Annotated in this window: 19 protein-coding genes; 10 read left to right on the top strand and 9 right to left on the bottom strand. The window is 72.4% G+C overall.

Annotated features, from left to right (window positions below; genetic code table 11):
• Positions 1 to 520: 520 nt before the first annotated feature.
• Positions 521 to 970: a PTS sugar transporter subunit IIA gene (locus ACZ46W_RS24325; RefSeq protein ID WP_468341191.1), complete on the top strand. Its 450-nt coding sequence runs from the start codon at positions 521 to 523 to the stop codon at positions 968 to 970.
• Between the two features lie 83 nt (positions 971 to 1,053).
• Positions 1,054 to 2,724, top strand: a complete 1,671-nt coding sequence (gene ptsP / locus ACZ46W_RS24330; protein ID WP_468341194.1) for a phosphoenolpyruvate--protein phosphotransferase — start codon at positions 1,054 to 1,056, stop codon at positions 2,722 to 2,724.
• Positions 2,725 to 2,795: 71 nt separating this feature from the next.
• Here the strand turns inward: ptsP and ACZ46W_RS24335 are convergent, their stop codons facing one another.
• Both ACZ46W_RS24335 and ACZ46W_RS24340 read right to left on the bottom strand, forming a co-directional pair.
• Positions 2,796 to 3,689, bottom strand: a complete 894-nt coding sequence (locus tag ACZ46W_RS24335) for a hypothetical protein (protein ID WP_468341197.1) — start codon at positions 3,687 to 3,689, stop codon at positions 2,796 to 2,798.
• Between the two features lie 13 nt (positions 3,690 to 3,702).
• Positions 3,703 to 4,998, bottom strand: coding sequence for an MFS transporter (locus tag ACZ46W_RS24340; protein WP_468341200.1), 1,296 nt, complete (start codon positions 4,996 to 4,998; stop codon positions 3,703 to 3,705).
• A 46-nt stretch (positions 4,999 to 5,044) separates the two neighbouring features.
• Here ACZ46W_RS24340 and ACZ46W_RS24345 point away from each other — a divergent pair, with 46 nt between their 5' ends.
• Positions 5,045 to 6,364 carry an aminotransferase class I/II-fold pyridoxal phosphate-dependent enzyme gene (locus tag ACZ46W_RS24345; RefSeq protein WP_468341202.1) on the top strand — a complete coding sequence of 440 codons (1,320 nt, stop codon included), beginning with the start codon at positions 5,045 to 5,047 and terminating at the stop codon, positions 6,362 to 6,364.
• Positions 6,365 to 6,383: 19 nt separating this feature from the next.
• Here the strand turns inward: ACZ46W_RS24345 and ACZ46W_RS24350 are convergent, their stop codons facing one another.
• On the bottom strand, positions 6,384 to 6,947 hold the full coding sequence (locus ACZ46W_RS24350) for a GNAT family N-acetyltransferase (RefSeq protein ID WP_468341205.1): 564 nt from the start codon (positions 6,945 to 6,947) through the stop codon (positions 6,384 to 6,386).
• Entirely contained in the window at positions 6,944 to 8,929 is a 1,986-nt protein-coding gene (locus ACZ46W_RS24355) for an acetoacetate--CoA ligase (protein ID WP_468341208.1), read from the bottom strand. Before ACZ46W_RS24355 ends, ACZ46W_RS24350 begins: the two co-directional genes overlap by 4 nt.
• 224 nt (positions 8,930 to 9,153) lie before the next feature.
• On the opposite strand from ACZ46W_RS24355, the gene ACZ46W_RS24360 reads away from it, so the two are divergent.
• Positions 9,154 to 11,520, top strand: a complete 2,367-nt coding sequence (locus tag ACZ46W_RS24360; protein WP_468341211.1) for a glycoside hydrolase family 31 protein — start codon at positions 9,154 to 9,156, stop codon at positions 11,518 to 11,520.
• 113 nt (positions 11,521 to 11,633) lie between these two features.
• On the opposite strand, the gene ACZ46W_RS24365 is transcribed toward ACZ46W_RS24360, so the two are convergent.
• Positions 11,634 to 12,134, bottom strand: a complete 501-nt coding sequence (locus tag ACZ46W_RS24365; RefSeq protein WP_468341214.1) for an NUDIX domain-containing protein — start codon at positions 12,132 to 12,134, stop codon at positions 11,634 to 11,636.
• A gap of 45 nt (positions 12,135 to 12,179) precedes the next feature.
• Here ACZ46W_RS24365 and ACZ46W_RS24370 point away from each other — a divergent pair, with 45 nt between their 5' ends.
• The 5 genes from ACZ46W_RS24370 (at position 12,180) to glpK (ending at position 17,301) form a co-directional block, all read left to right on the top strand.
• A complete protein-coding gene (locus tag ACZ46W_RS24370) occupies positions 12,180 to 12,995 on the top strand; it encodes a M15 family metallopeptidase (protein ID WP_468341217.1) in 816 nt (271 codons plus the stop codon).
• Positions 12,996 to 13,077: 82 nt separating this feature from the next.
• Complete coding sequence (locus tag ACZ46W_RS24375) at positions 13,078 to 13,533, top strand: Zn-ribbon domain-containing OB-fold protein (RefSeq protein WP_468341220.1); 456 nt, start codon at positions 13,078 to 13,080, stop codon at positions 13,531 to 13,533.
• Between the two features lie 11 nt (positions 13,534 to 13,544).
• The gene (locus tag ACZ46W_RS24380) at positions 13,545 to 14,735 is read left to right on the top strand and encodes a lipid-transfer protein (RefSeq protein ID WP_468342305.1); all 1,191 of its coding nucleotides are present in this window, start codon (positions 13,545 to 13,547) and stop codon (positions 14,733 to 14,735) included.
• A gap of 232 nt (positions 14,736 to 14,967) precedes the next feature.
• Positions 14,968 to 15,729 carry an MIP/aquaporin family protein gene (locus ACZ46W_RS24385; protein ID WP_468341223.1) on the top strand — a complete coding sequence of 254 codons (762 nt, stop codon included), beginning with the start codon at positions 14,968 to 14,970 and terminating at the stop codon, positions 15,727 to 15,729.
• Between the two features lie 63 nt (positions 15,730 to 15,792).
• Positions 15,793 to 17,301, top strand: a complete 1,509-nt coding sequence (gene glpK / locus ACZ46W_RS24390) for a glycerol kinase GlpK (RefSeq protein WP_468341226.1) — start codon at positions 15,793 to 15,795, stop codon at positions 17,299 to 17,301.
• Positions 17,302 to 17,451: 150 nt separating this feature from the next.
• On the opposite strand, the gene ACZ46W_RS24395 is transcribed toward glpK, so the two are convergent.
• The 4 genes from ACZ46W_RS24395 to ACZ46W_RS24410 are packed head-to-tail and all read right to left on the bottom strand — an operon-like array spanning position 17,452 to position 21,644.
• Positions 17,452 to 18,063: a GTP-binding protein gene (locus ACZ46W_RS24395; RefSeq protein ID WP_468341229.1), complete on the bottom strand. Its 612-nt coding sequence runs from the start codon at positions 18,061 to 18,063 to the stop codon at positions 17,452 to 17,454.
• Positions 18,044 to 18,472 (bottom strand): DUF742 domain-containing protein, encoded by a 429-nt coding sequence (locus ACZ46W_RS24400; protein ID WP_468341232.1) that lies wholly within the window; start codon positions 18,470 to 18,472, stop codon positions 18,044 to 18,046. Before ACZ46W_RS24400 ends, ACZ46W_RS24395 begins: the two co-directional genes overlap by 20 nt.
• Positions 18,473 to 18,483: 11 nt before the next feature.
• Positions 18,484 to 18,921 (bottom strand): roadblock/LC7 domain-containing protein, encoded by a 438-nt coding sequence (locus tag ACZ46W_RS24405; RefSeq protein ID WP_366130805.1) that lies wholly within the window; start codon positions 18,919 to 18,921, stop codon positions 18,484 to 18,486.
• Positions 18,918 to 21,644: a sensor histidine kinase gene (locus ACZ46W_RS24410; protein ID WP_468341236.1), complete on the bottom strand. Its 2,727-nt coding sequence runs from the start codon at positions 21,642 to 21,644 to the stop codon at positions 18,918 to 18,920. The genes ACZ46W_RS24405 and ACZ46W_RS24410 overlap by 4 nt, the downstream gene beginning before the upstream one ends.
• Before the next feature lie 384 nt (positions 21,645 to 22,028).
• On the opposite strand from ACZ46W_RS24410, the gene ACZ46W_RS24415 reads away from it, so the two are divergent.
• Positions 22,029 to 22,439 carry a hypothetical protein gene (locus ACZ46W_RS24415; RefSeq protein ID WP_468341239.1) on the top strand — a complete coding sequence of 137 codons (411 nt, stop codon included), beginning with the start codon at positions 22,029 to 22,031 and terminating at the stop codon, positions 22,437 to 22,439.
• Positions 22,440 to 22,607: the final 168 nt, after the last annotated feature.

A 22,607-nucleotide genomic window follows, 5' to 3' on the forward strand; every position in this document is an offset into this window, starting at 1 on the left:
CTGGCGTTGACTTTTGGCACGCTGTTGAGTTCTCAAGGAACGGACGCTTCCTTCGTACTCACCCTCTCGGGCTTTCCTCCGGGCGCTTCCCTTCGGTATTTCGTATTTCCAGCTTAGCAGATCCGTTTTCCGTTTCTGCCACCCGCTGGAGCGGGTTGCCGGGCCGTTCTTCGCTTTCGCGTTTCCCTTTCCGGCGGTGCCGACTCTATCAGCCTTTTTCCGGCCTCCTGACCACACACCCATGGACACAGAGGTGTAGACCAGAGGTGTAGACCAGTTAGGATCTCGGCTTGAGTCGCTGCCGACGACCTACGACTCAGAGTCGCGTCGGGGTCAGGCAGGGGTACGACCCTACCGCCCGTTGGTAGTTGAGGCAAATCGTTTCCGGTGGTCCCTAGGTCCGCCAACCCGGACCTCTCGTGCGGAACCCGGACTTCTTATGACATACGCTTCTGATCAGTACGCCGCCCAGGACAGGCAGTGGCGGCGACACAGAATCTCCACCCCTGGGAGGCTCCCCATGACCACCGTGACGTCGCCGCTCGAGGGCCGCGCCATCGGACTCGCCGCCGTACCCGACCCCGTCTTCTCCGGGGCGATGGTCGGCCCCGGCACCGCCATCGATCCCGTGCGCAAGCCCTCGGAGGCCGTGTCTCCGGTCGACGGCATCGTCGTTTCCCTGCACCCGCACGCCTTCGTGGTCGTCGACAGCGAGGGGCACGGGGTGCTGACGCATCTGGGCATCGACACCGTTCAGCTCAATGGCGAGGGCTTCGAGCTGCTCGTGAGCAAGGGGGACACCGTGCAGCGCGGGCAGGCCGTCGTGCGCTGGAACCCCGCGGACGTCGAGGCGGCCGGCAAGTCCGCGATCTGCCCGATCGTGGCCCTGGAGGCCACCGCCGAGTCCCTGGCCGACCTCGTCGAGGACGGCGACGTGAAGGCGGGCGACTCCCTCTTCTCCTGGCGGTGACGTCAGTGCCGTCGTATTGACGGCAGCGGGTCGGGACATTCAACGTGGCGGCTCGGGCCGCCACTCAATCGGAGACAGGTGTAATGGAGACAACGCTGCGGGGCGTCGGCGTGAGCCATGGTGTGGCGATCGGCGAGGTGCGCCACATGGGCACGGCAGTCCTCGAGCCGCCGGCCAAGCAGATCCCGGCCGAGGAGGCGGAGCGCGAACAGGGGCGTGCTCGGCAGGCCGTCGAGGCGGTGGCGGCCGATCTGATCGCGCGGGGCAACCTGGCCGGTGGCGAGGCACAGCACGTGCTCGAGGCGCAGGCCATGATGGCGCAGGACCCCGAGCTGATGGCCGATGTCGACCGTCGCATCGCGGTGGGGAGCACGGCCGAGCGGGCCGTGTACGACGCGTTCGCCGCCTACCGGGCGCTGCTGGCCGGCGCTGGGGAGTACCTGGCGGGGCGGGTTGCGGACCTGGACGATGTGCGCAACCGGATCGTGGCGCGGCTGCTGGGTGTGCCGATGCCGGGTGTACCGGACAGCGACGAGCCGTACGTGCTGATCGCGCGGGATCTGGCTCCGGCGGACACGGCGCTGCTGGACCCGGCGCTGGTGCTCGGTTTCGTGACCGAGGAGGGCGGGCCGACCAGCCACAGCGCGATCCTGGCGCGGGCGCTGGGCGTGCCGGCCGTGGTGGCGTTGCCGGGGGCCGGTGAGCTGGCCGAGGGCACCGTGATCGCGGTGGACGGCAGCACGGGTGAGATCTTCGTGGAGCCGAGCGAGCAGAAGCGGGCCGAGCTGGAGCAGGCCGCGGCGGCGCGCAAGGCGGCTCTGTCGGCGGCGACGGGGCCCGGGGCGACGTCGGACGGGCACAAGGTGCCGCTGCTGGCGAACGTGGGCGGGCCGGCCGATGTGGCGGCGGCCGTGGAGGCGGGGGCCGAGGGTGTCGGTCTGTTCCGTACCGAGTTCCTGTTCCTGGACGACAGTAAGCAGGCGCCGTCGGAGGCCAAGCAGGTCGAGGCGTACCGGAAGGTGCTGGAGGCGTTCCCCGAGGGCCGGGTGGTCGTGCGGGTGCTGGACGCGGGTGCGGACAAGCCGCTGGACTTCCTGACGCCGGGCGACGAGCCGAACCCGGCGCTGGGTGTGCGGGGTCTGCGGACGCTGCTGGACCACCCCGAGGTGCTGCGGACGCAGTTGTCGGCGCTGTCGAAGGCGGCCGAGGGGCTCCCGGTGTACCTGGAGGTCATGGCGCCGATGGTGGCGGACCGCACGGACGCGAAGGCGTTCGCGGACGCGTGCCGTCAGGCGGGGCTGCGGGCCAAGTTCGGTGCGATGGTCGAGATCCCGTCGGCCGCGCTGCGGGCGCGGTCGATCCTGCAGGAGGTGGAGTTCCTGTCGCTGGGTACGAACGACCTGGCGCAGTACACCTTCGCGGCCGACCGGCAGGTGGGTGCCGTGTCGCGGTTGCAGGATCCGTGGCAGCCGGCGCTGCTGGACCTGGTGGCGCTCGCGGCCGAGGCGGCCAGGGCCGAGGGCAAGAGCTGCGGTGTGTGCGGCGAGGCCGCGTCCGATCCGCTGCTCGCCTGTGTGCTGACGGGTCTGGGTGTCACCTCCCTGTCGATGGGCGCGGCGTCCATTCCGTACGTCCGCGCGACGCTGGCCAAGCACACGCTGGCGCAGTGTGAACGGGCCGCGGCTGCCGCCCGCGCGGTGGACACGGCCGAGGAGGCGCGGCTCGCCGCGCAGGCGGTGCTGTCCGGGGAGTAGTGCCCTGGGTGAGGTGTTGTCGGAGGGGCTTTCCCGCCTGTGGGCGGGGAAGCCCCTTTCGCTTTGGGTGGTCAGTGGTGGGTGGGCGGGTGGTCGCCGGGGGTGATGTCGAAGCCGGCGCGGTAGTCGACGTTGGGTTCGGGTGAGAGGGGCTCGCCGGTGTCGGCGTCGGTGCAGTAGGCGTTGAAGACCTCGGCGGCGGTGAGGGGTACGAGCCGGCCGTGGTCGAGGCGCCAGCCGTGGACGCGGTCGGGTGCGGCGGGGGTGGTGCTGCGGAGGACGAGGCCGCCGGGGCTTTCGAGGGCGATTCCGGCGGCGAGGACGGTGACGAATTCGGCGCCTTCGGTGGGGTCGAGGAGGGCGGGGCCGGTGGGGGGCCGTTCGGCGTGGAGGACGGCGAGGAGTTGTTCGTCGGCGGGCACGCTGCACACGAGGTGGTGGGTGCCGGGGCCGGCTTCTTCGAGGAGGCGGGTCAGCAGGTGGGAGGCCTGGTCGTAGGCGGCGCGGCCGATGTCCTGGCCGCAGTCGGCGCACTGTCCCAGGTCGGTGAGGAGCATGGTGGCGTACTGCCAGGTGGCCTGTCGGACCGCTTGGTGGATGAGGAGGGGGACGAGCCGGTCGATGGGCTGTCCCGTGTAGGGGACGCAGGCGCCGGCCGTCGCGATCTCGGCGGTGAAGCGGCTGCGGCTGGCCGGGGTGTCCGGGTCGAGGCCGGTCTCGGTGCAGTATTCGGCGTAGTCCTCGGGGTCGAAGAGGGCGACGGTGGTGTGTCCGCCTTGGGTGGCGAGGGTTTTCAGGAGCCGTTCGACCTGGCGGAGGTAGGTGTCGTGGTCGTCGAAGGTGAAGGTGCGGTAGCGGCGGCGCATGGCGGTGAAGTCCTGTTCGTCGGCGAGGAGGCCGACGGTGCTGGGTACTTCGCGGCGGAGTGCGCGTCGCATGGTCGTGGTGGTCCTGGTGGTTGCCATGAGTCCCCCTTGTTCATTGATGCTCACTCACAGTAATCGGGGGCACTGACAACGGGGGGTTGGGGAGGCGGCGGCGGACCAGGCGGCGCTGGGCGAGGCAGGTGGCGGCGAAGGCGGCGCCGAGGACGGGCCAGGCGAGGGGGCCGGCGGTGATGACGGCGCTGATCAGGAGGGGGCCGGCGCTGCGCTGGGTGGAGGCGGCGAGTCCGTGGACGCCGAGGTAGGCGCCCTGGGCGTCGGTGGGTGCGAGGGCGACGGAGAGTTCCCACGAGGCGGTGGCGTGGATCATCTCGGCGAAGGTGAGGGCGACGGCGGCCACGGTGAGGGCGGCGACGGCGGTCCAGCGGCCGCCGGCCGCGGAGGCGGCCAGGGCCAGGCAGCCGGCGGTGAAGAGGCAGGCGAGGGGGACGAGCAGGGTGCGGGCCGCGGCGGGGGTGGCGCCGAAGCGGGCGAGGGGGACCTGGAAGAGGACGACGAGGACGGAGTTGAGGACCAGGAGCAGTGGGGCGAGGCCGATGGGGGCGTCGGTGGCGTGGACGATCCACAGCGGCATGCCGACCTGGAGGATCGCGTCGTCGAGGAAGAGGGCGGCTTCGGTGGCGGTGAAGAGGAGGAAGGTGCGGTCGCGCCAGGGGTTGGAGGGGCGGGTGGGTGCCGTGGGGGTGGTGCGGGTGGTGGAGTCGGCGGTGATGCGGGAGGGCGACGGGGGTTCGGCGCAGCGGAGGGTGAGGGCGGCGATGACGGCGTAGGAGAGCGCGTTGGCGATGAGGAGGGCCTGGTACGCGGTGGTGGTGGCGACGGCGAGGGCGGCGGCCGCGCCGAGGCCGCCGACGGCCCAGCCGAGGTTGGAGATGGTGCGGTTGAAGGCCTGGTAGCGGACTCGTTGGGGGCCGGCGACGCGGGCGGCGTAGAGCTTGGTGAGGACGCCCGCGGCGCGGTCGGGGAGGGCGCCGATGGCGGAGTAGAGCAGGAGCAGGGCGAAGTCGTGGGTGGTGAGGAGGGCCAGGAGGGCGGCGGCGCGGAGGAGTTGGGCGCAGATGAGGACGCGGGTGACGGGGAAGCGGTCGGCGAGGCGGCCGGCGAGTGGGGCGCCGGCGATGCCGATGCCGCCGGACACGCCGATGAGGAGTCCGACGTGGGCGACGGACATGGCGGTGACCTGGGTGAAGTAGAGCGGGAGGGCGGTGGCCCAGAGTCCGGTGCCGATCTTGTCGATGAAGGAGACGAGCAGCATGCGGTGGCCGTCGCGGCCTCCTGGTATGCGCTGTGCGCGCTTCGCGAGTGCGGCCCTGGTCTTGTGCCGGTCCACCGGTTCCCCCTTGACACGAATTATGTATTGATACATAGTTCTGTACGTGGCAGCACAATATTCGATCAGTGGGTCGACGGCCAGGGGAATCGCGGCTTCCGTGGAGCGGGCGGTGGCGGACGGGGGTCTGGTGCCCGGTGCCGCGCTGCCTCCGGTGCGGCGGCTCGCGGACGAGCTGGGGGTCAGTCCGGGCACCGTCGCGACGGCGTACAAGGAGCTGCGTCAGCGCGGGATCGTGGTGACCAAGGGGCGTGGCGGGACCGTGGTGGCGCAGACGCCGGCGGTCGGTTCGCGGCGGCCGCCGAGGGTGCCGGAGGGCGTGCGCGATCTGGCGGGCGGTCACCCCGATCCGGCGTTCCTGCCGGAGCTGAGGCCGCCGTCGCCGGTGATGCCGGTGCCGGGTTCGCACCGGGCGTCGCCACGGCTGGCGTCACTGGAAGGGCCGGCCCGGGAGTGGTTCGAGCGGGACGGGGTGCCTGCGGAGCGGGTGACGTTCGCGCACGGCGCGCTGGACTGTGTGGGACGGCTGCTGTCGACGGAGCTGAAGCCGGGTGATTCGGTGGCGGTGGAGGACCCCGGGTTCCACCATCTGCTGGACCTGGTGCCGGCGTTGGGGCTGCGGATGGTTCCGGTGGCGGTGGACGACCGGGGAATGGTGCCCGAGGCGCTGCGGACGGCGTTGCGGGCGGGGGTCCGGGCGATGGTGTGCAGCCCGCGCGGGCAGAACCCGACGGGCGGCTGCTTCTCGCGGGAGCGGCGGGACGCGCTGGTGGACGTCCTGGGCGGCTTCCCCGAGGTGCTGGTCATCGAGGACGACCACAACGCGGACATGTCGGGGGCGCCCTCGTACTCGCTGGCCGCGGCGGGACTGCCCCGGTGGGCGCATGTGCGCACCGTCTCCAAGCACTTGGGCATCGATCTGCGGTGGGCGGCGCTGGCCTGCGACGAGACGACGCTGGCCCGGCACGACGGGCGGCTGCTGCTGACGTCGGGGTGGATCAGTCACGTACTGCAGGAGACGGCGGCGCGGCTGATGTCGGACGCGGCGGTGAGGCGGCTGGTGGGCCGGGCGGAGGAGGCGTACACCGAGCGGCGCGAGGCCCTGATACGGGAGCTGGCCCGGTACGGCATCGCGGCGCACGGGGCGAGCGGGCTGAACGTGTGGGTGCCGGTGCGTGACGAGTCGGCGGTGGTGAACGGGCTGCGGTCGCGCGGCTGGTGGGTGGCGGCCGGTGCGCGGTTCCGGATCGCCGCGCCCACGGGCGTACGGGTCACGACGGCGGAGCTGGAGCCGGCCGACGCGGCGCGTCTGGCCTCGGACTTCGCCGCCGTGCTGGGCGAGTCCGAGGCCATGTACGGCGGTTGAGCCCGAGGGTTTGGAGGGCTCAGAGGGTTTCGAAGGGGTGCCGTTCGGCGAACTCGGGCGCGGTCATTCCCATGAGCACCAGATCGTGGTGGCGGCCGGCGAAGAACTCGTGGTCGCGCAGCCTGCCCTCCTCGGTGAAGCCGAGTCTGCGGTGCAGGGCGAGCGACGCGTCGTTGAACGCGTAGATGCCCGCCTCGCACTTGTGGTATCGCCGCTCGCCGAACATGAAGCGCAGCAGCAGCACCACGGCGTCGGCGGCGTACCCGCGCCGCTGGTGATCGCCGCCGATGCCGATGCCGTAGCGGAAGCGGCCGGTGCGCGGGTCGGCGTCGGCGGTCGACAGGGCGCCCACGAGCTCGCCGGTGTCCAGGGCCTCGATGGCCAGCCGGAAGGTGTCGCCCGCGGGCGTGGCGACGGCCTGTTCGGCCGCCCAGGCGTGGTAGCCCTCGGCCGAGCGCGGCGGGTGGAGGGCGTCGACGGAACGCTGGTGCTGGATGTGGGCGTCGAACTCCATGAACGCCTCCCAGTCCTCGGGTTCGATGCCGCGCAGCCGTACCCGCTCGCCGGTCCAGAACGCGCTCATAGGGCGCCCTGGGCGCGCTTGCGGGCGAGGTCCTCGTAGAAGCGGAGCAGGTCGAGGTTGTCGACGGAGCCGGGGTTGACGGCCTTGGACAGGTCGGTGCCCTGGAGGAGCCGTTTGACCGGGACCTCGATGCGCTTGCCGGTGAGGGTGTGCGGGACGCCGGGGACCTCGATGATCTCGTCCGGGACGTGGCGCGGGGACAACTGCTCGCGGATGGTCCGCTTGATGCGGGCGATCAGGTCGTCGTCCAGGGAGGCGCCTTCGGCGAGGTGGACGAAGAGCGGCATCCAGTAGCCGCCGTCGGGCTCTTCCAGGCCGATGACGAGGGATTCGCGGATCTCCGGGAGGCGCTCGACGGCCTCGTAGATGTCGGCGCTGCCCATGCGGACGCCCTGACGGTTCAGGGTGGAGTCGGAACGGCCGTGGATGACGACCGAGCCGCGGTCGGTGATGGTGATCCAGTCGCCGTGGCGCCACACGCCCGGGTACATGTCGAAGTAGCTGTCGTGGTAGCGGCTGCCGTCGGGGTCGTTCCAGAAGCGGATCGGCATGGACGGCATCGGGTTGGTGACGACCAGCTCCCCCACCTCGCCGATGACGGGCTTGCCCTGCGGGTCCCACGCCTGGAGGTCGGTGCCGAGGCAGGCCGCCTGGAGTTCGCCGATGTGTACGGGCAGGGTGGGCACGGCGCCCGCGAAGCAACTGCACACGTCGGTGCCGCCGCTGACGGAGGCGATCCACAGGTCGTCCCGCACCTCGTCGTGGAGCCAGCGGAAGCCGTCCGGCGGGAGCGGCGAGCCGGTGGTGGCGACACAGGTGACGCGGGACAGGTCGTAGTCGCGGGAGGGGTGGACGCCGGCCTTGCGGCAGGCCATGACGTACGCGGCGGAGGTGCCGTACAGGGTGGCTCCGGTGAGTTCGGCGACGCGCCACTGGGCGCCGGTGTCCGGGTAGCCGGGGCTGCCGTCGTACACCACCACGGTGGTGCCGGTGAGCAGGCCGGAGACGAGGAAGTTCCACATCATCCAGCCGGTGGAGGTGTACCAGAAGAAGCGGTCCTCGGGGCCCAGGTCGCAGTGGAGGCCGAGCTGCTTGAAGTGTTCGAGGAGGATGCCGCCCTGGGACTGGACGATCGCCTTGGGCAGGCCCGTCGTGCCGGAGGAGTACAGCACCCACAGGGGGTGGTCGAAGGGAACCTGCTCGAAGACGGGCTCCCTGTCCCCCTCTGTGAGGGCGGACCATTCGAGGGCGCCTTCGGGGGCCTCCGTACCGAGGAGGGGGATGTGGACGACGGCGCGGAGGGTGGGCAGTTCGCGGCGCAGCTCGGCGACCGTGTCGCGGCGGTCGTGTTCCTTGCCCCCGTAGCGGTAGCCGTCGACGGTGAACAGGACCACGGGCTCGACCTGCTGGAAGCGGTCGAGGACGCTGCGGGCGCCGAAGTCGGGGGCGCAGGAGGTCCACACGGCGCCGACGGCGGCGGTGGCGAGCAGGGCGGTGACGGCCTGCGGGATGTTGGGCAGGTAGCCGCTGACGCGGTCCCCGGGGCGTACGCCGAGGGCGCGCAGCTCGGCGGCGAGGGAGCCCACCTGGCGGCGCAGCTCGGCCCAACTGATGGGCGTCACCTCCTGCACCTCGTCCACGTGGAGCAGGGCGGGCGCGTCGGGGCGGTCGGCGGCGGCACGCAGCGCGTGCTCGGCGTAGTTGAGGGTGGCGCCGGGGAACCACTGGGCGCCGGGCATGGAGCGGTCGCCCAGGACGCGCTCGTAGGGCGTGGAGAACCGGATGTCGAACCACTCGGCGACCGCCTGCCAGAAGGTGTCGAGGTGGTCGACCGACCAGCGGTGCAGTGCGGGGTAGCCGCCGTCGGCGGGTGCGCCGTGCCGTTCGGCCGCCCAGGCCTGGAAGCGGGTGACCGCGGCCGAGTCGACGCGGTCCTGGTCGGGCTGCCAGAGCGGCTCGGGCTGGGCGTGCTCTGTGGTCATGGGGCTGCTCCCTGGCTGTACGTCCCGGTACGCGGGTCTGCGTGGGTCGCGCGCACGTGCGGGGGTGTGCGCGTGACACGGCTGAGCAGGACGATGCCATGTGATCGTTGTTCGCACCAGGGTTCGCCGCCCATGGTCGGCGGGATGAATATGTGCTCTCACCACGGGTGAACGACAGTTGAACGGGCCCTGCGCGCCCTGGGGCGGGTGGCAGGGTGAGCGGCATGGACGGTCGTGATCTGGTGCGTTCGGTGAGGATCTTCGCCACGGTACGGGGGCTGCGGGCGATGCGGTCGGCGTGGCGGCAGCGGCGTACGGACGCCTGGGCGCTGCGGCCGCGGGGGGCCGAGCGGGCGCGGGTGCCGGGACCGGTCGAGGGCGTGGAGCCGCTGCCGGGCGGGGGGATCGTCCGGTTCGCCCGGTCTGCGGTGCGGGTGTGCGTCTCCGCCGGCGGCACGGTGTTCTGGGGGTGGGACGGGGCGGAGCCACTGCCGTCGTACGCGCTGGCGGGCCGGGTGCCGGAGCCCGATCCGCGGGCGGAGCTGGAGCCCGACAAGGGCGGGGGCTGGCGGGTGGTGTCGGAGCGGGTGACGGTCGCGGTGTCGCGCAACGGTGCGGTGGAGGTGCGTACGCCGGGCGGGGTGGTGCTGCGGCGGGACCTGCCGCCCCGGTGGTGGGAGCCGGTTTCCGGGGGCCCCGCGCGGTGGGTGCAGCGCACGGAGGTGCCGGCCGACGCGCGGTTCTTCGGGCTGGGCGGGCGGGCGTCGGGTCCCCGGCTGCGCGGCGGGACGTACCGGCTGTGGAACACCGACCCGCGCGGCAGCTTCGACCCCGGCGACGATCCGCTCTACATCACGATGCCGGTGCAGCTCGTGGTGTCCGACGCGGGCACGCACCTGGCCTTCCACGACAACTCCTGGGACGGGCAGGTGACGCTGCGGGAGGGCGAGGAGGGCGCCGGTTCCGGGCACGACCGGCCGGGCGCGATCGAGGTGCGGATGAGCGGCGGGCCGTTGCGGTGCTGGGTGGTCGTCGGTACCCCCGCGCGCGTGCTGCGCGGCTGGACGGCGCTCACGGGTGCGCCCGCGCTGCCGCCGTCGTGGGCGCTGGGGCCGCAGCACGCGCGGTGGGGGTTCGGCAGCGAGGAGGAGGTGCGGCGGGTGGTGGCCGGCTACCGGGAGCGGGAGCTGCCGCTGTCGGTGCTGCACCTGGACATCGACCACTACGACCGGCACCAGGTGTTCACGGTGGACCGGGAGCGGTTCCCCGATCTGCCCCGGCTCGCGCGGGAGCTGCGCGAGGAGGGGGTGCGGCTGGTGTCGATCGTCGACCCGGGGGTGAAGGCGGAGCGCGGGAACCCGGTCTATGAGAGCGGCTCGCGGGTCGGGTCCTCGGGGGCGTTCGTACGGGACCCGAGGGGCGGGGAGGTGCGGGGCGTGGTGTGGCCGGGCGAGTGCGTGTACCCCGACTTCACGGATCCGGCGGTACGGGAGTGGTGGGGCGGGCTGTACGAGGAGCGGCTCGCGCAGGGGTTCTCCGGGGTGTGGCACGACATGAACGAGCCGGTGTCGTTCACGCCGTTCGGTGACATGACGCTGCCGCGTTCGGCCCGGCACGCGCTGGAGGGCCGGGGCGGTGACCACCGGGAGGCGCACAATCTGTACGGGCTGACGATGGCGAGGGCCGGGTACGAGGGGCTGCGGCGGCTGCGTCCCGAGGAGCGCCCGTTTTTGTTCTCGCGCTCCGGCTGGGCGGGGATGCAGCGGTACGGCGGGACCTGGTCGGGCGACGTGTCGACGGGCTGGCCGGGGTTGCGGGCGTCGCTGTCGCTGGTGCTGGGGCTCGGGTTGTGCGGGGTGCCGTACTCGGGCCCCGATGTGGGCGGGTTCGACGGGAGCCCGACACCGGAGCTGTTCCTGCGGTGGTTCCAGCTCGGTGCCTGGCTGCCGCTGTTCCGCACGCACGCGGCGATCGACGCGGGGCGGCGCGAGCCGTGGGAGTTCGGCCCCGAGGTGCTGGAGCACGCCCGTGCGGCGCTGGCCGAACGGGAGCGGCTGCGGCCCTACTTCGTCACGCTGGCGCAATTGGCACGGCTTACGGGGGCGCCCTATGTGCGGCCCGTCTGGTGGGGCTCCCCGGAGGACCGGGCGCTGCGGGACTGCGAGGACGCGTTCCTGCTCGGGGACGCGTTGCTGGTGGCGCCCGTGCTCGCGCGCGGGACGGACCGGCGGGCGGTGCGGCTGCCGCGCGGCTGCTGGTACGACACGGCGACGGGCGCGGCGTACGAGGGGCCCGGACAGGTGCTGGTGGACGCGCCCCTGTCGCGGATTCCCGTGCTCGCCCGGGCGGGTGCGGTGATCCCGGTGCGGGGCGCGGACGGTGCGGACGAGCTGGAGGTGTGGGCTCCGCCCGTGGGGCGCACCGGGGGCGGTCTGGTGGTGCGGGACGCCGGGGACGGCTGGGCGGAGGCGGAGATTGAGCGGTACACGTCCCGGCTGGTGGACGGGCGCGTGGTGGTGCAGCGGGTCACGCGGGACGGGGCGGTGGAGGCCGGGGGGAGGGTGCGGGTACGGGGGCGCGGGGCGGGGTAGGGGCGGGGGCCGCGTCGGGGCGGGGGCCGCGTCGGCGCGGTGGGCGGGGCGGTCGGGGGCTGTAGCCGTCCGCGTACCCGGGCGTCAGCGGCCGTAGGCCGTGAACCCGGGCGTCAGGGGCCGTAGCGGCCCGTGAACCAGTTGGTGACGGCCGCCGTGTGGAGGGGGAAGGCCAGCTCGGCGGGGGCGTGGAGCAGGTGGTGGCCGGCTGTTTCGTCGGTGGCGGTGGAGGGCGGGAGGGCGGCCGCCGGGAGTTCGGGCAGGAGGCCGAAGAGGAGCAGGTGGCCGGCGGGCGAGCTCATCGCGTCGGCCAGGGCCACGTCGTGGGCCAAGGCCTCGATGCCGGTCTCCTCCCGCAACTCCCGTACCACCGCGTCCCGCCAGTCCTCGGCGTGGTCGATGAACCCGCCGGGCAGGGCGATGCCGCCGCGGTGGGGCTCGATGGCGCGGGTGATGACGACGAGTCCGGTGCCGTACGCGTCGGTGGCGGGCTGCAGGGCGACGGCGACCGGCAGCGGGTTGCGGTAGGCGACGGCTCCGCAGGCCGGGCAGGCGCGGGGCCAGCCGGCCTGGGCCGGGTGGGCGGCGCCACAGCTCGTGCAGTGGGACTTCACGAGGTGGACTGTACCGACCGGGTCGGGCCGGGTAGGACGGTGCGCATGACAGGTATCGCTTCCGCTTCCCGCCTGCGCCGTGCCCTGGTGGCGGCTGCCACGGCCCTCCTCTTCGGGGCGGCCGTGCCGCCCACCGCGCAGGCCACGCCCGAGCCGAAGGCACCCAAGGAGTTCGTGGCGCTGCGCTCCGTCGACCCGACGATCATCCAGGAGATGCGTTACACGACCGAGCACAACTTCGTGGGCGAACGGGTCGACGGCTACCACCAGCCCGTGTGCGTCCTGACCCGGCCCGCCGCGCGGGCGCTGCACCGGGCCCAGGTGACGCTGCTGCGACAGGGCTATTCGCTGAAGGTGTACGACTGTTACCGGCCGCAGCGGGCTGTGCACCACTTCGTACGGTGGGCCGAGGACCTCCAGGACGAGGAGATGAAAGCGGAGTTCTATCCGCTTGTGGCCAAGTCGCGGCTCTTCGCGGACGGGTACATCGCCGAGAAGTCCGGACACAGCAGGGGTTCCACGGTCGACCTGACGATCGTGAAGCTGCCGGCGGCTCCCACCCGCCCCTACGTGCCGGGCGAGAAGCTGGTCCCTTGTTACGCCCCGCAAGGGGAGCGGTTCCCCGACAACTCCGTGGACATGGGGACGGGCTTCGACTGCTTCGACACGCTGTCCCACACGGACGACCCGCGCGTCCAGGGGCACCAGCGCGCGAACCGGCAACTACTGAAGGGCACCCTGGCCGCGGAGGGCTTCGTCAACCTTCCCGAGGAGTGGTGGCACTTCACGTACAAGCCGGAGCTCTTCCCCGACACGTACTTCGACTTCCCGGTCTCCAGGCGGTCGGTGGCGGGCCACTGACGCCGGCGTCTCGCGGAGACGGGTACCCCGTGGCACACTTCTGACGTTCCGTCAGATCTGTTCCGAACCGTAGGGAGGGGCCTTGACGCGTACGCGCACACCCGTGGTGGCCGGGTGGTTCACGGAGGGCGGTGCCGGGGAGGACTTCCGGCTGCTGGGCACGCGCTGCTCGGCCTGTACGGCGGTCTTCTTCCCGCGCGAGGACGCCTTCTGCCGCAACCCGGCCTGTCCGGGCGGCGGTGACCTGCTGGAGGTGCCGCTCTCCCGGCGCGGACGCGTCTGGTCGTACACCGACGGGCGCTACCGGCCGCCGGCGCCGTACGTCTCGGACCCGGAGGCCGCGTGGCAGCCGTACACCCTGGTCGCCGTCGAGCTGGCGGCCGAGGCCATGGTGGTACTCGGCCAGGCGGCCCCCGGGGTGACGGTCACGGACCTGGCCGTCGGCATGGAGGTGGAGCTGGTCCCCGGGGTCCTCCACGAGGACGCCGAGACGGTGTGGACCACATGGCACTGGCGGCCGGTGGCGGTGACGTCATGAGCGGTGGCGTCGTGAGCGGCGACGTCGCCGTCCTGGGCGCGGGCATGCACCCGTGGGGGAAGTGGGGCCGCGGCTTCGTCCGGTACGGGACGGTCGCGGCCCGTGCCGCGCTCGCCGACGCGGGGGTCGACTGGCCGGACGTGGGGTCGGTCGTCGGCGCCGACACGGTGCGCGGCGGCTATCCGGGGTACGTGGCGGGCGCGACGTTCGCGCGGGCGCTCGGCTGGCAGGGCGCGCGGGTGACCAGCGTGTACGCCGCGTGTGCCTCGGGCGCCCAGGCCATCGCCACCGCTCGGGCGCAGGTCCTGGCGGGGCTTGCGGACGTGGTCCTGGTGGTGGGCGCGGACGCGGCGCCCAAGGGGTTCTTCGCGCCCGCCGGAGGGGACCGCCCGGACGACCCGGACTGGCTCCGGTTCCGGGTGCTCGGCGCCACCAACCCGGCGTACTTCGCCCTGTACGCCCGGCGCCGGATGGCCGTGCACGGGGACACCCCGGAGGACTTCGCCCTGGTGAAGGTGAAGAACGCGGCGGCGGGCGCGCTCAATCCGTACGCCCGCTACCGGAAGGCGGTCACCGCCGACGAGGTGGCCGCCTCGGCCGTGGTCGCCGATCCGCTGCGGCTGCTCGACATCTGCGCGACCTCGGACGGCGGCGCCGCCCTGGTGCTGTCGTCGATGGCGTACGCGCGCGTGCACGGGGCCGCGGACCCGGTCCGTATCCGGGCGGTGTCGACCGTGACCCCCACCTACCCGCGTACCGTGCTCGACCTGCCGGACATCGCCACCGACTCGGCGGCGGCCGGTACCGCGCCCGCCGTCCCGTTCCGGGAGTCGATCGCGGCGGCCGCGTACGAGGAGGCGGGCATCGGGCCCGAGGACCTGTCCCTGGCCGAGGTCTACGACCTGTCCACCGCGCTCGAACTGGAGTGGTACGAGGACATCGGGCTCTGCGGCCGCGGTGAGGGCGCCAAACTGGTGCGGGAGGGCGCCACGGCGCTCGGCGGCCGCATCCCGGTGAACACCAGCGGCGGGCTCGCCTCCTTCGGCGAGGCGGTGCCGGCCCAAGCCATCGCCCAGGTCTGCGAGCTGACCTGGCAGTTGCGCGGTGTGGCCGGGGCCCGGCAGGTGCCGGGCGCACGGGTCGGGATCAGCGCCAACCAGGGGCTCTTCGGCCATGGTTCGGCGGTCGTGGCCGTGCGCTGAGTGGGGCTCGGGGGGTCCCGGGGCGGCTTTACGCGGCGTACCGGCGTGTCCAGGGCGCCCGTCGGCGACCGGTGCTGTCCGCGACCTTGACGCCCCATCACGGCGGGAGAAAACTGCCTCTTCGTCGACATCGCCGGTCCGCCCGTCACAGCACGCCATGCCCGAGCACCCGTGCCCGACAGCACCCATGCCTGTTCGGCACGCCGTGAAGCCATGGAGCCCAGGAGCCGCCGTGAGCAATGGAGACATATTCGCCGGTGAGGTCATCGGCACCGCGATCCTCATCCTCTTCGGGGCGGGCGTATGCGCCGCCGTCACCCTCAACTTCTCCAAGGCGAAGGCCGCCGGCTGGGTCGTCATCGCCTTCGGCTGGGGCTTCGGCGTTCTCGCCGGGGCGTACACCGCCGCCCCGCTGTCCGGCGGGCACCTCAATCCTGCCGTGACGGTCGGGGTCGCCGTCGACACGGGCGAGTGGGGCAAGGTACCGCTGTACGTACTCGCGCAGATGGTCGGCGCGGTGCTGGGAGCCGTCCTGGCGTGGCTGGTCTACTACGCGCAGTTCCGGGCGAACGCCGACGCGAAGACCGCACAGCCCACGCTCGGGATCTTCTCGACGGGGCCCGAGATCCGCAATCCGGCCGCCAACCTCACCACCGAGGTCATCGCGACGGTCGCGCTGGTCCTGCCCATCCTCGCGTTCGGCAAGAACGACGGCATCGGCGTCGGGCAGATCCCCGGCGAGGATGCGGGCATCTACGGGTCGGGCATCTCCATCCTGCTGGTGTCGCTCCTCGTCGTCGGCATCGGCATGTCGCTCGGCGGACCCACGGGCTACGCCATCAACCCGGCCCGCGACCTCGGGCCGCGCATCGCCCACGCACTGCTGCCGATACCCAACAAGGGCACGTCCGACTGGGGTTACGCATGGGTGCCGGTGGCCGGCCCGCTGATCGGGGGGCTGCTCGCCGGAGTCGTCTTCAACGCGGCCTATTAGCGTTCACCGCTTCAACCGCGGCCCATCAGCGGCGCCCACTCACTCGGGACAAGGGGTTTCGTCATGACGGACAGGTTCGTCGCCGCAATCGACCAGGGCACCACCTCCAGTCGCTGCATCATCTTCAACCAGGACGGTGCCGTCGTCGCCGTCGATCAGCGCGAGCACCGCCAGATCTTCCCCAAGCCGGGCTGGGTCGAGCACGACGCCACGGAGATCTGGTCCAAGGTCCAGGCGGTGGTGGCGGGCGCCCTGGCCAAGGCCGGGCTGCGCGCCGAGGAGCTGAGCGCGCTCGGGATCACCAACCAGCGCGAGACGACCGTCCTGTGGGACCGGGCCACCGGCAAGCCGGTGCACAACGCGATCGTGTGGCAGGACACCCGTACCTCGGCGTTGTGCACCGAACTCGGCGGCGCGGACGGCCAGGACCGTTTCCGCGACACCACCGGCCTGCCGCTGGCCAGCTACTTCTCCGGGCCCAAGGCGGCCTGGCTGCTGGACAACGTACCCGGGCTGCGCACCCGCGCCGAGCGCGGCGAGATCGCGTTCGGCACCATCGACTCGTGGCTGATCTGGAACCTCACCGGCGGCACCGACGGCGGCGTCCACGTCACCGACGTCACCAACGCCTCCCGGACCATGCTGATGAGCCTGGAGACCCTGGACTGGGACCGTTCCATCCTCCGGGCCATGAACGTGCCGGAGGTGATGCTGCCGGCCATCCGGTCATCGGCGGAGGTGTACGGCACCGCCACAGGGCAACTGCGGGGCGTACCGGTCGCATCGGCGCTCGGCGACCAACAGGCGGCCGTTTTCGGGCAGGCCTGCTACGAGACAGGGACCGCCAAGAACACGTACGGCACGGGCAGCTTCCTGCTGCTCAACACCGGCGAACGGCCGGTGCCCTCGAAGAGCGGGCTCATCACCACGGTCGGTTACAAGATCGGCGCTCAGGCGCCCGTCTACTGCCTGGAGGGCTCGATCGCGATCACCGGCGCCCTGGTGCAGTGGTTCCGGGACCAGCTCGGCATCATCCGCAGCGCCGCCGAGATCGAGACGCTCGCGGCGAGTGTGGAGGACAACGGCGGCGCGTACATCGTGCCGGCGTTCTCCGGCCTGTTCGCGCCGTACTGGCGCTCCGACGCGCGCGGTGTGATCACCGGCCTCACCCGGTACGTCACCAGGGCGCACCTGGCACGTGCCGTCCTGGAGGCGACGAGCTGGCAGACGCGCGAGGTCGTGGACGCCATGTACCAGGACTCGGGCGTGCGGCTCTCGTCCCTGAAGGTCGACGGCGGCATGACGGTCAACGGCCTGCTGATGCAGCACCAGGCGGATGTGCTGGGCGTCCCCGTGATCCGCCCGAAGGTCTCGGAGACCACCTGCCTGGGCGCGGCGTACGCGGCGGGCCTGGCCACGGGCGTGTGGGCGGGCCTGGACGAGCTGAAGTCCCACTGGCAGCGCGACACGGCCTGGGAACCCCGCATGGACCCGGCCACCCGCGAGCGCGAGTACGGCAACTGGCGCAAGGCGGTGGAGCGGAGCCTCGGGTGGGAGGGGGACGACGGCTGAGGGGGCGGCTGAGCGGGAGGGGCCGCTGAGGGCGGCGTCCGCGGCCGCTGAGGTGGCGCGGGGCGTCTGAGGGCGCGGCGCCCGGCCGCTGAGGTGGGCGCGGGGCCGCTGAGGGCGCGGCGCCCGGCCGTTGGACGGGCGCCGGTGCCTTCAGGTGGTGACCGGCTCGCGGGTGCGGGCGGCGATGGTGAGGGCGTGTTCGACCACGGCGACCAGCACGTCCTTGACGGACTCCCGTTCCCGCGCGTCGCACATCAGCAGCGGCACCTCCGGGTCGAGGTCGAGTGCCGCCCGTACCGTCCCGGCCGGGAAGCGCGCGGCGCCCTCGAAGCAGTTGACGGCCACCGCGAAGGGGATTCCGCGCCGCTCGAAGTAGTCGATCGCGGCGAAGCTGTCCTCCAGGCGCCGGGTGTCGCACAGCACCACCGCGCCCAGGGCGCCTTGCGCGAGCTCGTCCCACAGGAACCAGAAGCGGTCCTGTCCCGGCGTGCCGAACAGGTACAGCACCAGGTCCTCGCGGAGCGTGATGCGGCCGAAGTCCATGGCGACCGTGGTGGTGGCCTTGGTCTCGACGCCGTGCAGGTCGTCGACCGGCCTGCCCGCCTCGGTGAGGGTCTCCTCGGTGCGCAGCGGCCGGATCTCGCTGACCGCACCCACCATGGTGGTCTTGCCCACCCCGAACCCGCCCGCCACCAGGATCTTCAGCGTCACCGGCTCGACCGGTCGCTTCTTGCGGCCGGTGCTAGAGCGCCCGAAGGCCATTGATCACCTCACGGAGGATGCTGACGTCCGGCAGCTCGGCCGGCGGTACGGGGCGGGTTACGTGGACGAGTTCGTCCTCGACGAGGTCGCCGACCAGGACGCGGACCACCCCTACGGGGAGGTCCAGCCCGGCGGCCAGCTCGGCGATCGACTGGGGGAGGTCGCTGCACCGCTCGACGATCTCCACATGCTCCGGTGAGAGCGTCTGGTCGCGGCCGGGGTCGTCGGCCGCGGGTTCGGGGACGACCACCGCGATCAGGTCGAGGCGGTGGCGGGTGGCGCTGCTGGTACGGCCGCGTGTCATCGCGTACGGGCGGACCACGGGGCCCGCGTCGTCGTCGAACCAGTGGTGCGGCTCATGGCGGCCGGGGCGTCTGTGCCGGCTCTGCCGCCGTGCTGCGTCACTCATCGCATCCCCCCTCACCCTCCGGCGGGCAGTCCGGTCCGAGGTGCCGTCGCGAGGTGGGCGCCGACCCGCTTGACCATCAGCGTCATCTCGTACGCGACGAGCCCGACGTCCGAGTCGGCGTCGGCGAGCACGGCGAGGCAGCTTCCGTCGCCCGCGGCCGTGACGAAGAGGAAGGCCTCCTCCAGCTCGACGACGGTCTGCCGGACGCGCCCGGCGTCGAAGTGGCGGCCGACCCCCTTGGCGAGGCTGTGGAACCCCGACGCCACGGCCGCCATGTGCTCGCTGTCCTCACGGCTGAGGTCCTTGGAGGCCCCCGTGGCCAGGCCGTCGCTGGAGAGCACCAGCGCCTTGCGGATGGAACCGACCCGGTCGACCAGTTCGTCGAGGAGCCAGTTCAGCTCGCCGGTCGAGCCGGTGGTGTTGGGTGCTGCAGCGTTCGGTGCGGTCATCGACCGTCCCCCTCCGGTGTCGTTCCTGGTGCTGTTTCGCCGTGACCGGCGCGCGGGGTGCCTTCGGCGTTCTGCCGGCGCCCTCGCTGCCAGCCGCGTTGCATCGCGGCCATGCGGCTGCGTACTTCTTCCGCTTCGCGTTCGGTGTCGCGACCGGTGCCTCGATCGCTCTCCCTGCCCCCCTCGGCGGCGGGCCGTCCGGCCGCCTCCCTGAGCTGGGGCACGAGGCTTGCCTGGCGTACCCGGCGGGGAAGGCCGCGCAGCAGCATGGTCGCCTCGTCCTCGGCCGCGGGACCGGCGGCTCCCGGGCCGGCGGCTGCGGGGGCGGCAGGCGCGGGGCCGGCGGGGTGGCCGGTGCGCGCGGGTGCTTCGGGCGACGCCGGGTGGGTGCGGCCGCCTTCGTCCAGGCGTCGGCCGCGGTGCGCGATGAGCGTCGGCGGTTTGCGGCGGGGCAGCGGGACGGGGCCGCCGGACGGCCGCCGCTCGGGGGTCTGGTCCTGGCCGTGGTCGGCGGCCTGCTGGTGCTGCTCGTGGTCGGCGTGGGGGCCGGAGACGGGGCGCAGCGGCGGCCGGGCGCGGAAGAGGCCTCCGCGCTCGCTCTCCGTCTCCTCCAGGTCGCCGAGCCGGTCGTCGAGGTCTCCGAGGTCGGCGAGCCGGTCGTCGAGACCGAGGGCGCCGACCGGGGCCTCCAGTTCGACCGGTCCGTCGAGGACGGACGGCCCGGTGCCCGAGGACAGGCCCGAGGGCACCTTGGAGAGCGCCGCCCGCCGGTGCGGTGCGTCCTTGCCGCCCTTGCGGTCCAGCCGGAAACCGGCGCCCTGGGTCTCGGGTGCGTCGGTGAGCAGCGCGGCCGGTATGAAGACGACCGCGGTGGTGCCTCCGTACGGGGAGGGCTGGAGCGAGACGCGCACGTTCTGGCGCTGGGCGAGGCGGCTGACGACGAAGAGACCGAGCCGGTCGGTGTCGGAGAGCTCGAACTCGGGTGTCTCGGCGAGACGCAGGTTGGCGTCGAGCAGGGCTTCCGGGGCCATGCCGAGGCCCCGGTCGTCTATCTCCAGGGTGAAGCCGTTGGCGACCCGTTCACCGTGGACGTGGACGGCGGTGTGCGGCGGGGAGAACACCGTGGCGTTCTCCAGGAGTTCGGCGATGAGGTGGGTGAGGTCGGCGACGGCCGGGCCGCCGACTCCGATGCGCGGCAGTCGCCGCACCTCTATTCGCTCGTAGTCCTCGACCTCGGCCACCGCGGCCCGTACGACGTCCATCAACTGGACCGGCTTGCGCCACTGCCGCGAGGGCGCCGCGCCGGAGAGGATCACCAGGCCTTCGGCGTGGCGGCGCATACGGGTGGTGAGGTGGTCCAGGCGGAACAGGTCGGCCAGTTCCTCGGTGTCCTCCGTGCGCCGCTCCATGGTGTCGAGGAGGGTGAGCTGGCGGTGGAGCAGTACCTGGTTGCGGCGGGCGAGGTTGACGAAGACCTCGGACACGCCACGGCGCATGTCGGCCTGCTTGACGGCGGCTTCGACGGCGGCCCGCTGGAGGGTGTTGAGGGCCTGGCCGACCTGGCCGACCTCGTCCTTCTCGTACTCCAGGTGCGGTACTTCGGTCTCGACGTCGACGTGTTCCCCGGCGGCGAGGCGGCGCATCACGCTGGGCAGCCGTACGCCGGAGACCTCCTGGGCCTCCTTGCGCAGCCGCCTAAGGTCGCGCACGAGGCCGCGGCCGATGCGTACGGAGACGATGACCGACACGAGCAGGGCCAGGAAGCCCAGCACGCCGGCGACGCCCGCCTTGAGCAGCACGCTGTGGGCGGCGGGCTCGACGCGGTCCTGGTAGCGGTTGCCGGCCTCGGTGTTCTCGCCGGCGAGTTCGTTCAGAACGGGATTCGCCAGTTCCTGCCAGGTCGCGGCGGTGATGGTGCGGGGGTCGTCGGTGGCGCCGGCGGCGAGCAGTTCGTCCTCGGCGTCGCGCAGGGGCTCGGTTTCGGGGCTGCGCCAGTAGGCCTGGAATATCTCGCGTTCGGAGCCCGGCATGAGTTCCAGGTTGACCTCGTAGAGCAGCTCGCGGTGGGCGACGAGGTCGGAGATGGCGCGGATCTCCTCGGCGGTGATCCGCTTGCTGATGAGGGAGGACACCACGAGGGCGTCCTCGCGCGAGAGCATCTCCCGGGCTCGGACGACGCCGACCAGGGCGCGGCCCTGCTTGTCCATCTCCACGTTGTCCAGGGCGTGGAGGTTGGTCAGGAAGCTGTAACAGGGGTCTATGAGGCGGTTGTAGAAATCCAGTGCCTGGATCCGGCCGACGGCGCGGTTCTCGACGGAGCGGCGCAGGGAGGTGAGGTCGTCGAGCGCTTTGAGGAGGGAGGTGAGCCTTCCGGCCGCCTGGGGTTGCAGGGCGTCGATCACCCCGGGGTCCTTGGCGTTGGCGCGGATCCTGGCGATGGCCCGGTCGGTGGCGGCGCGGTCGCGGCGGAGCGCCGGGAGTGCGTCGGAGGCGCGGGGGTCGGCCAGGTAGACCAGGGTCTGGCGGCGTTCCCGCTGGATGACGCGGACGGTGTCGTCGAGTGGGTGGCCCACCTTGTCGACGATGTAGCCGACGTCCAGGAGCTGACTGGCCTCACGTCCGGTGATGAGAGTGGCGAAGCCCCACAGGCCCGTGAGGGAGAGGAGCGGCACAAGGAGCAACGCCACGATCTTCCGGCGGATCGACTTCCCGCGAAAGCGCATGGCCTCCCCCACTCGCACCCGTCCTGCCCTGCCCTGCCGTCCGGCGTGGGTGTACCCATCAACACATCAACAAACGGCGCGAGCCTACTACTGCATCACGGACAACTCGAAGGGACGTCCGGGCGATTTTCAGCCGCACCGTGGAGCGCAGATCATGAGTTGTCCTGGTATTCAGGGCGTTGACAATTGCCGGTGTGGTGGATGACACCTGGCGGGGCGTCACTTCCGGGCGCGCGACGGATGGCTGGAATTGCGCGTTCCGGGGGGAATCTTCGCCGTCGGCCGTTCGTCGTTCTGTACGGGGAGGCGAGAACTGTCGGCGTAAAGCGGCTCAAGACGGGCAGCCACCCAGGAGACGGTCGGTCGTGGGGAGTGGCGATTCGAATGGGCACGGCGGCACGGCGCGAACTGTGGGTGGAAGAGCCGGTGGGGAGGCGGAGGCTCCCCGACCCGGTGCGTACGGCGGCGGTGCGTGCCGTGCTCATCTCGGCGCTGACGCTGATACAGGCGATGGTGGCGTTCTTCTGCACGCTCACGGCGTCCTGGCTGGCCTTCCCGATGGTGCTCAGCAGTGTCGGCAGCACGGTCGTCGCGACCTGGGCCGCCCTCGATGTGTGGGTGACGCGGCAGGTGTGGAACCAGCGGCACGGTGTCGTGTCGACGCCGAGCAGTACGGCGCGCCGGCTCCGGCGCGAACGGCGCCGGGCGCGCCGGGCCGCCCGCGCGGAGGCCCGCGAGACGGCGCGCATACGACAACGGCAGGGCGCGAACGACAGCCACCTGTCACGCGCCTGACCGCGTACGCGGCCGACCGGCGGCGCCGGCGCGGGGACCGTGCGCCTGGCGCAGTGGCGGGCGGAGCCCGCAAAGTCGCCGACCTCCACGCCTGGCGTCGGGCCCCGTGCGCGGGACGCGCGCCCCGCACGCCTGGCGTCGGGGCCCGTGCGTATGCGTGGGGCCCGT

The organism is Streptomyces sp. NPDC031064 (assembly GCF_055570965.1).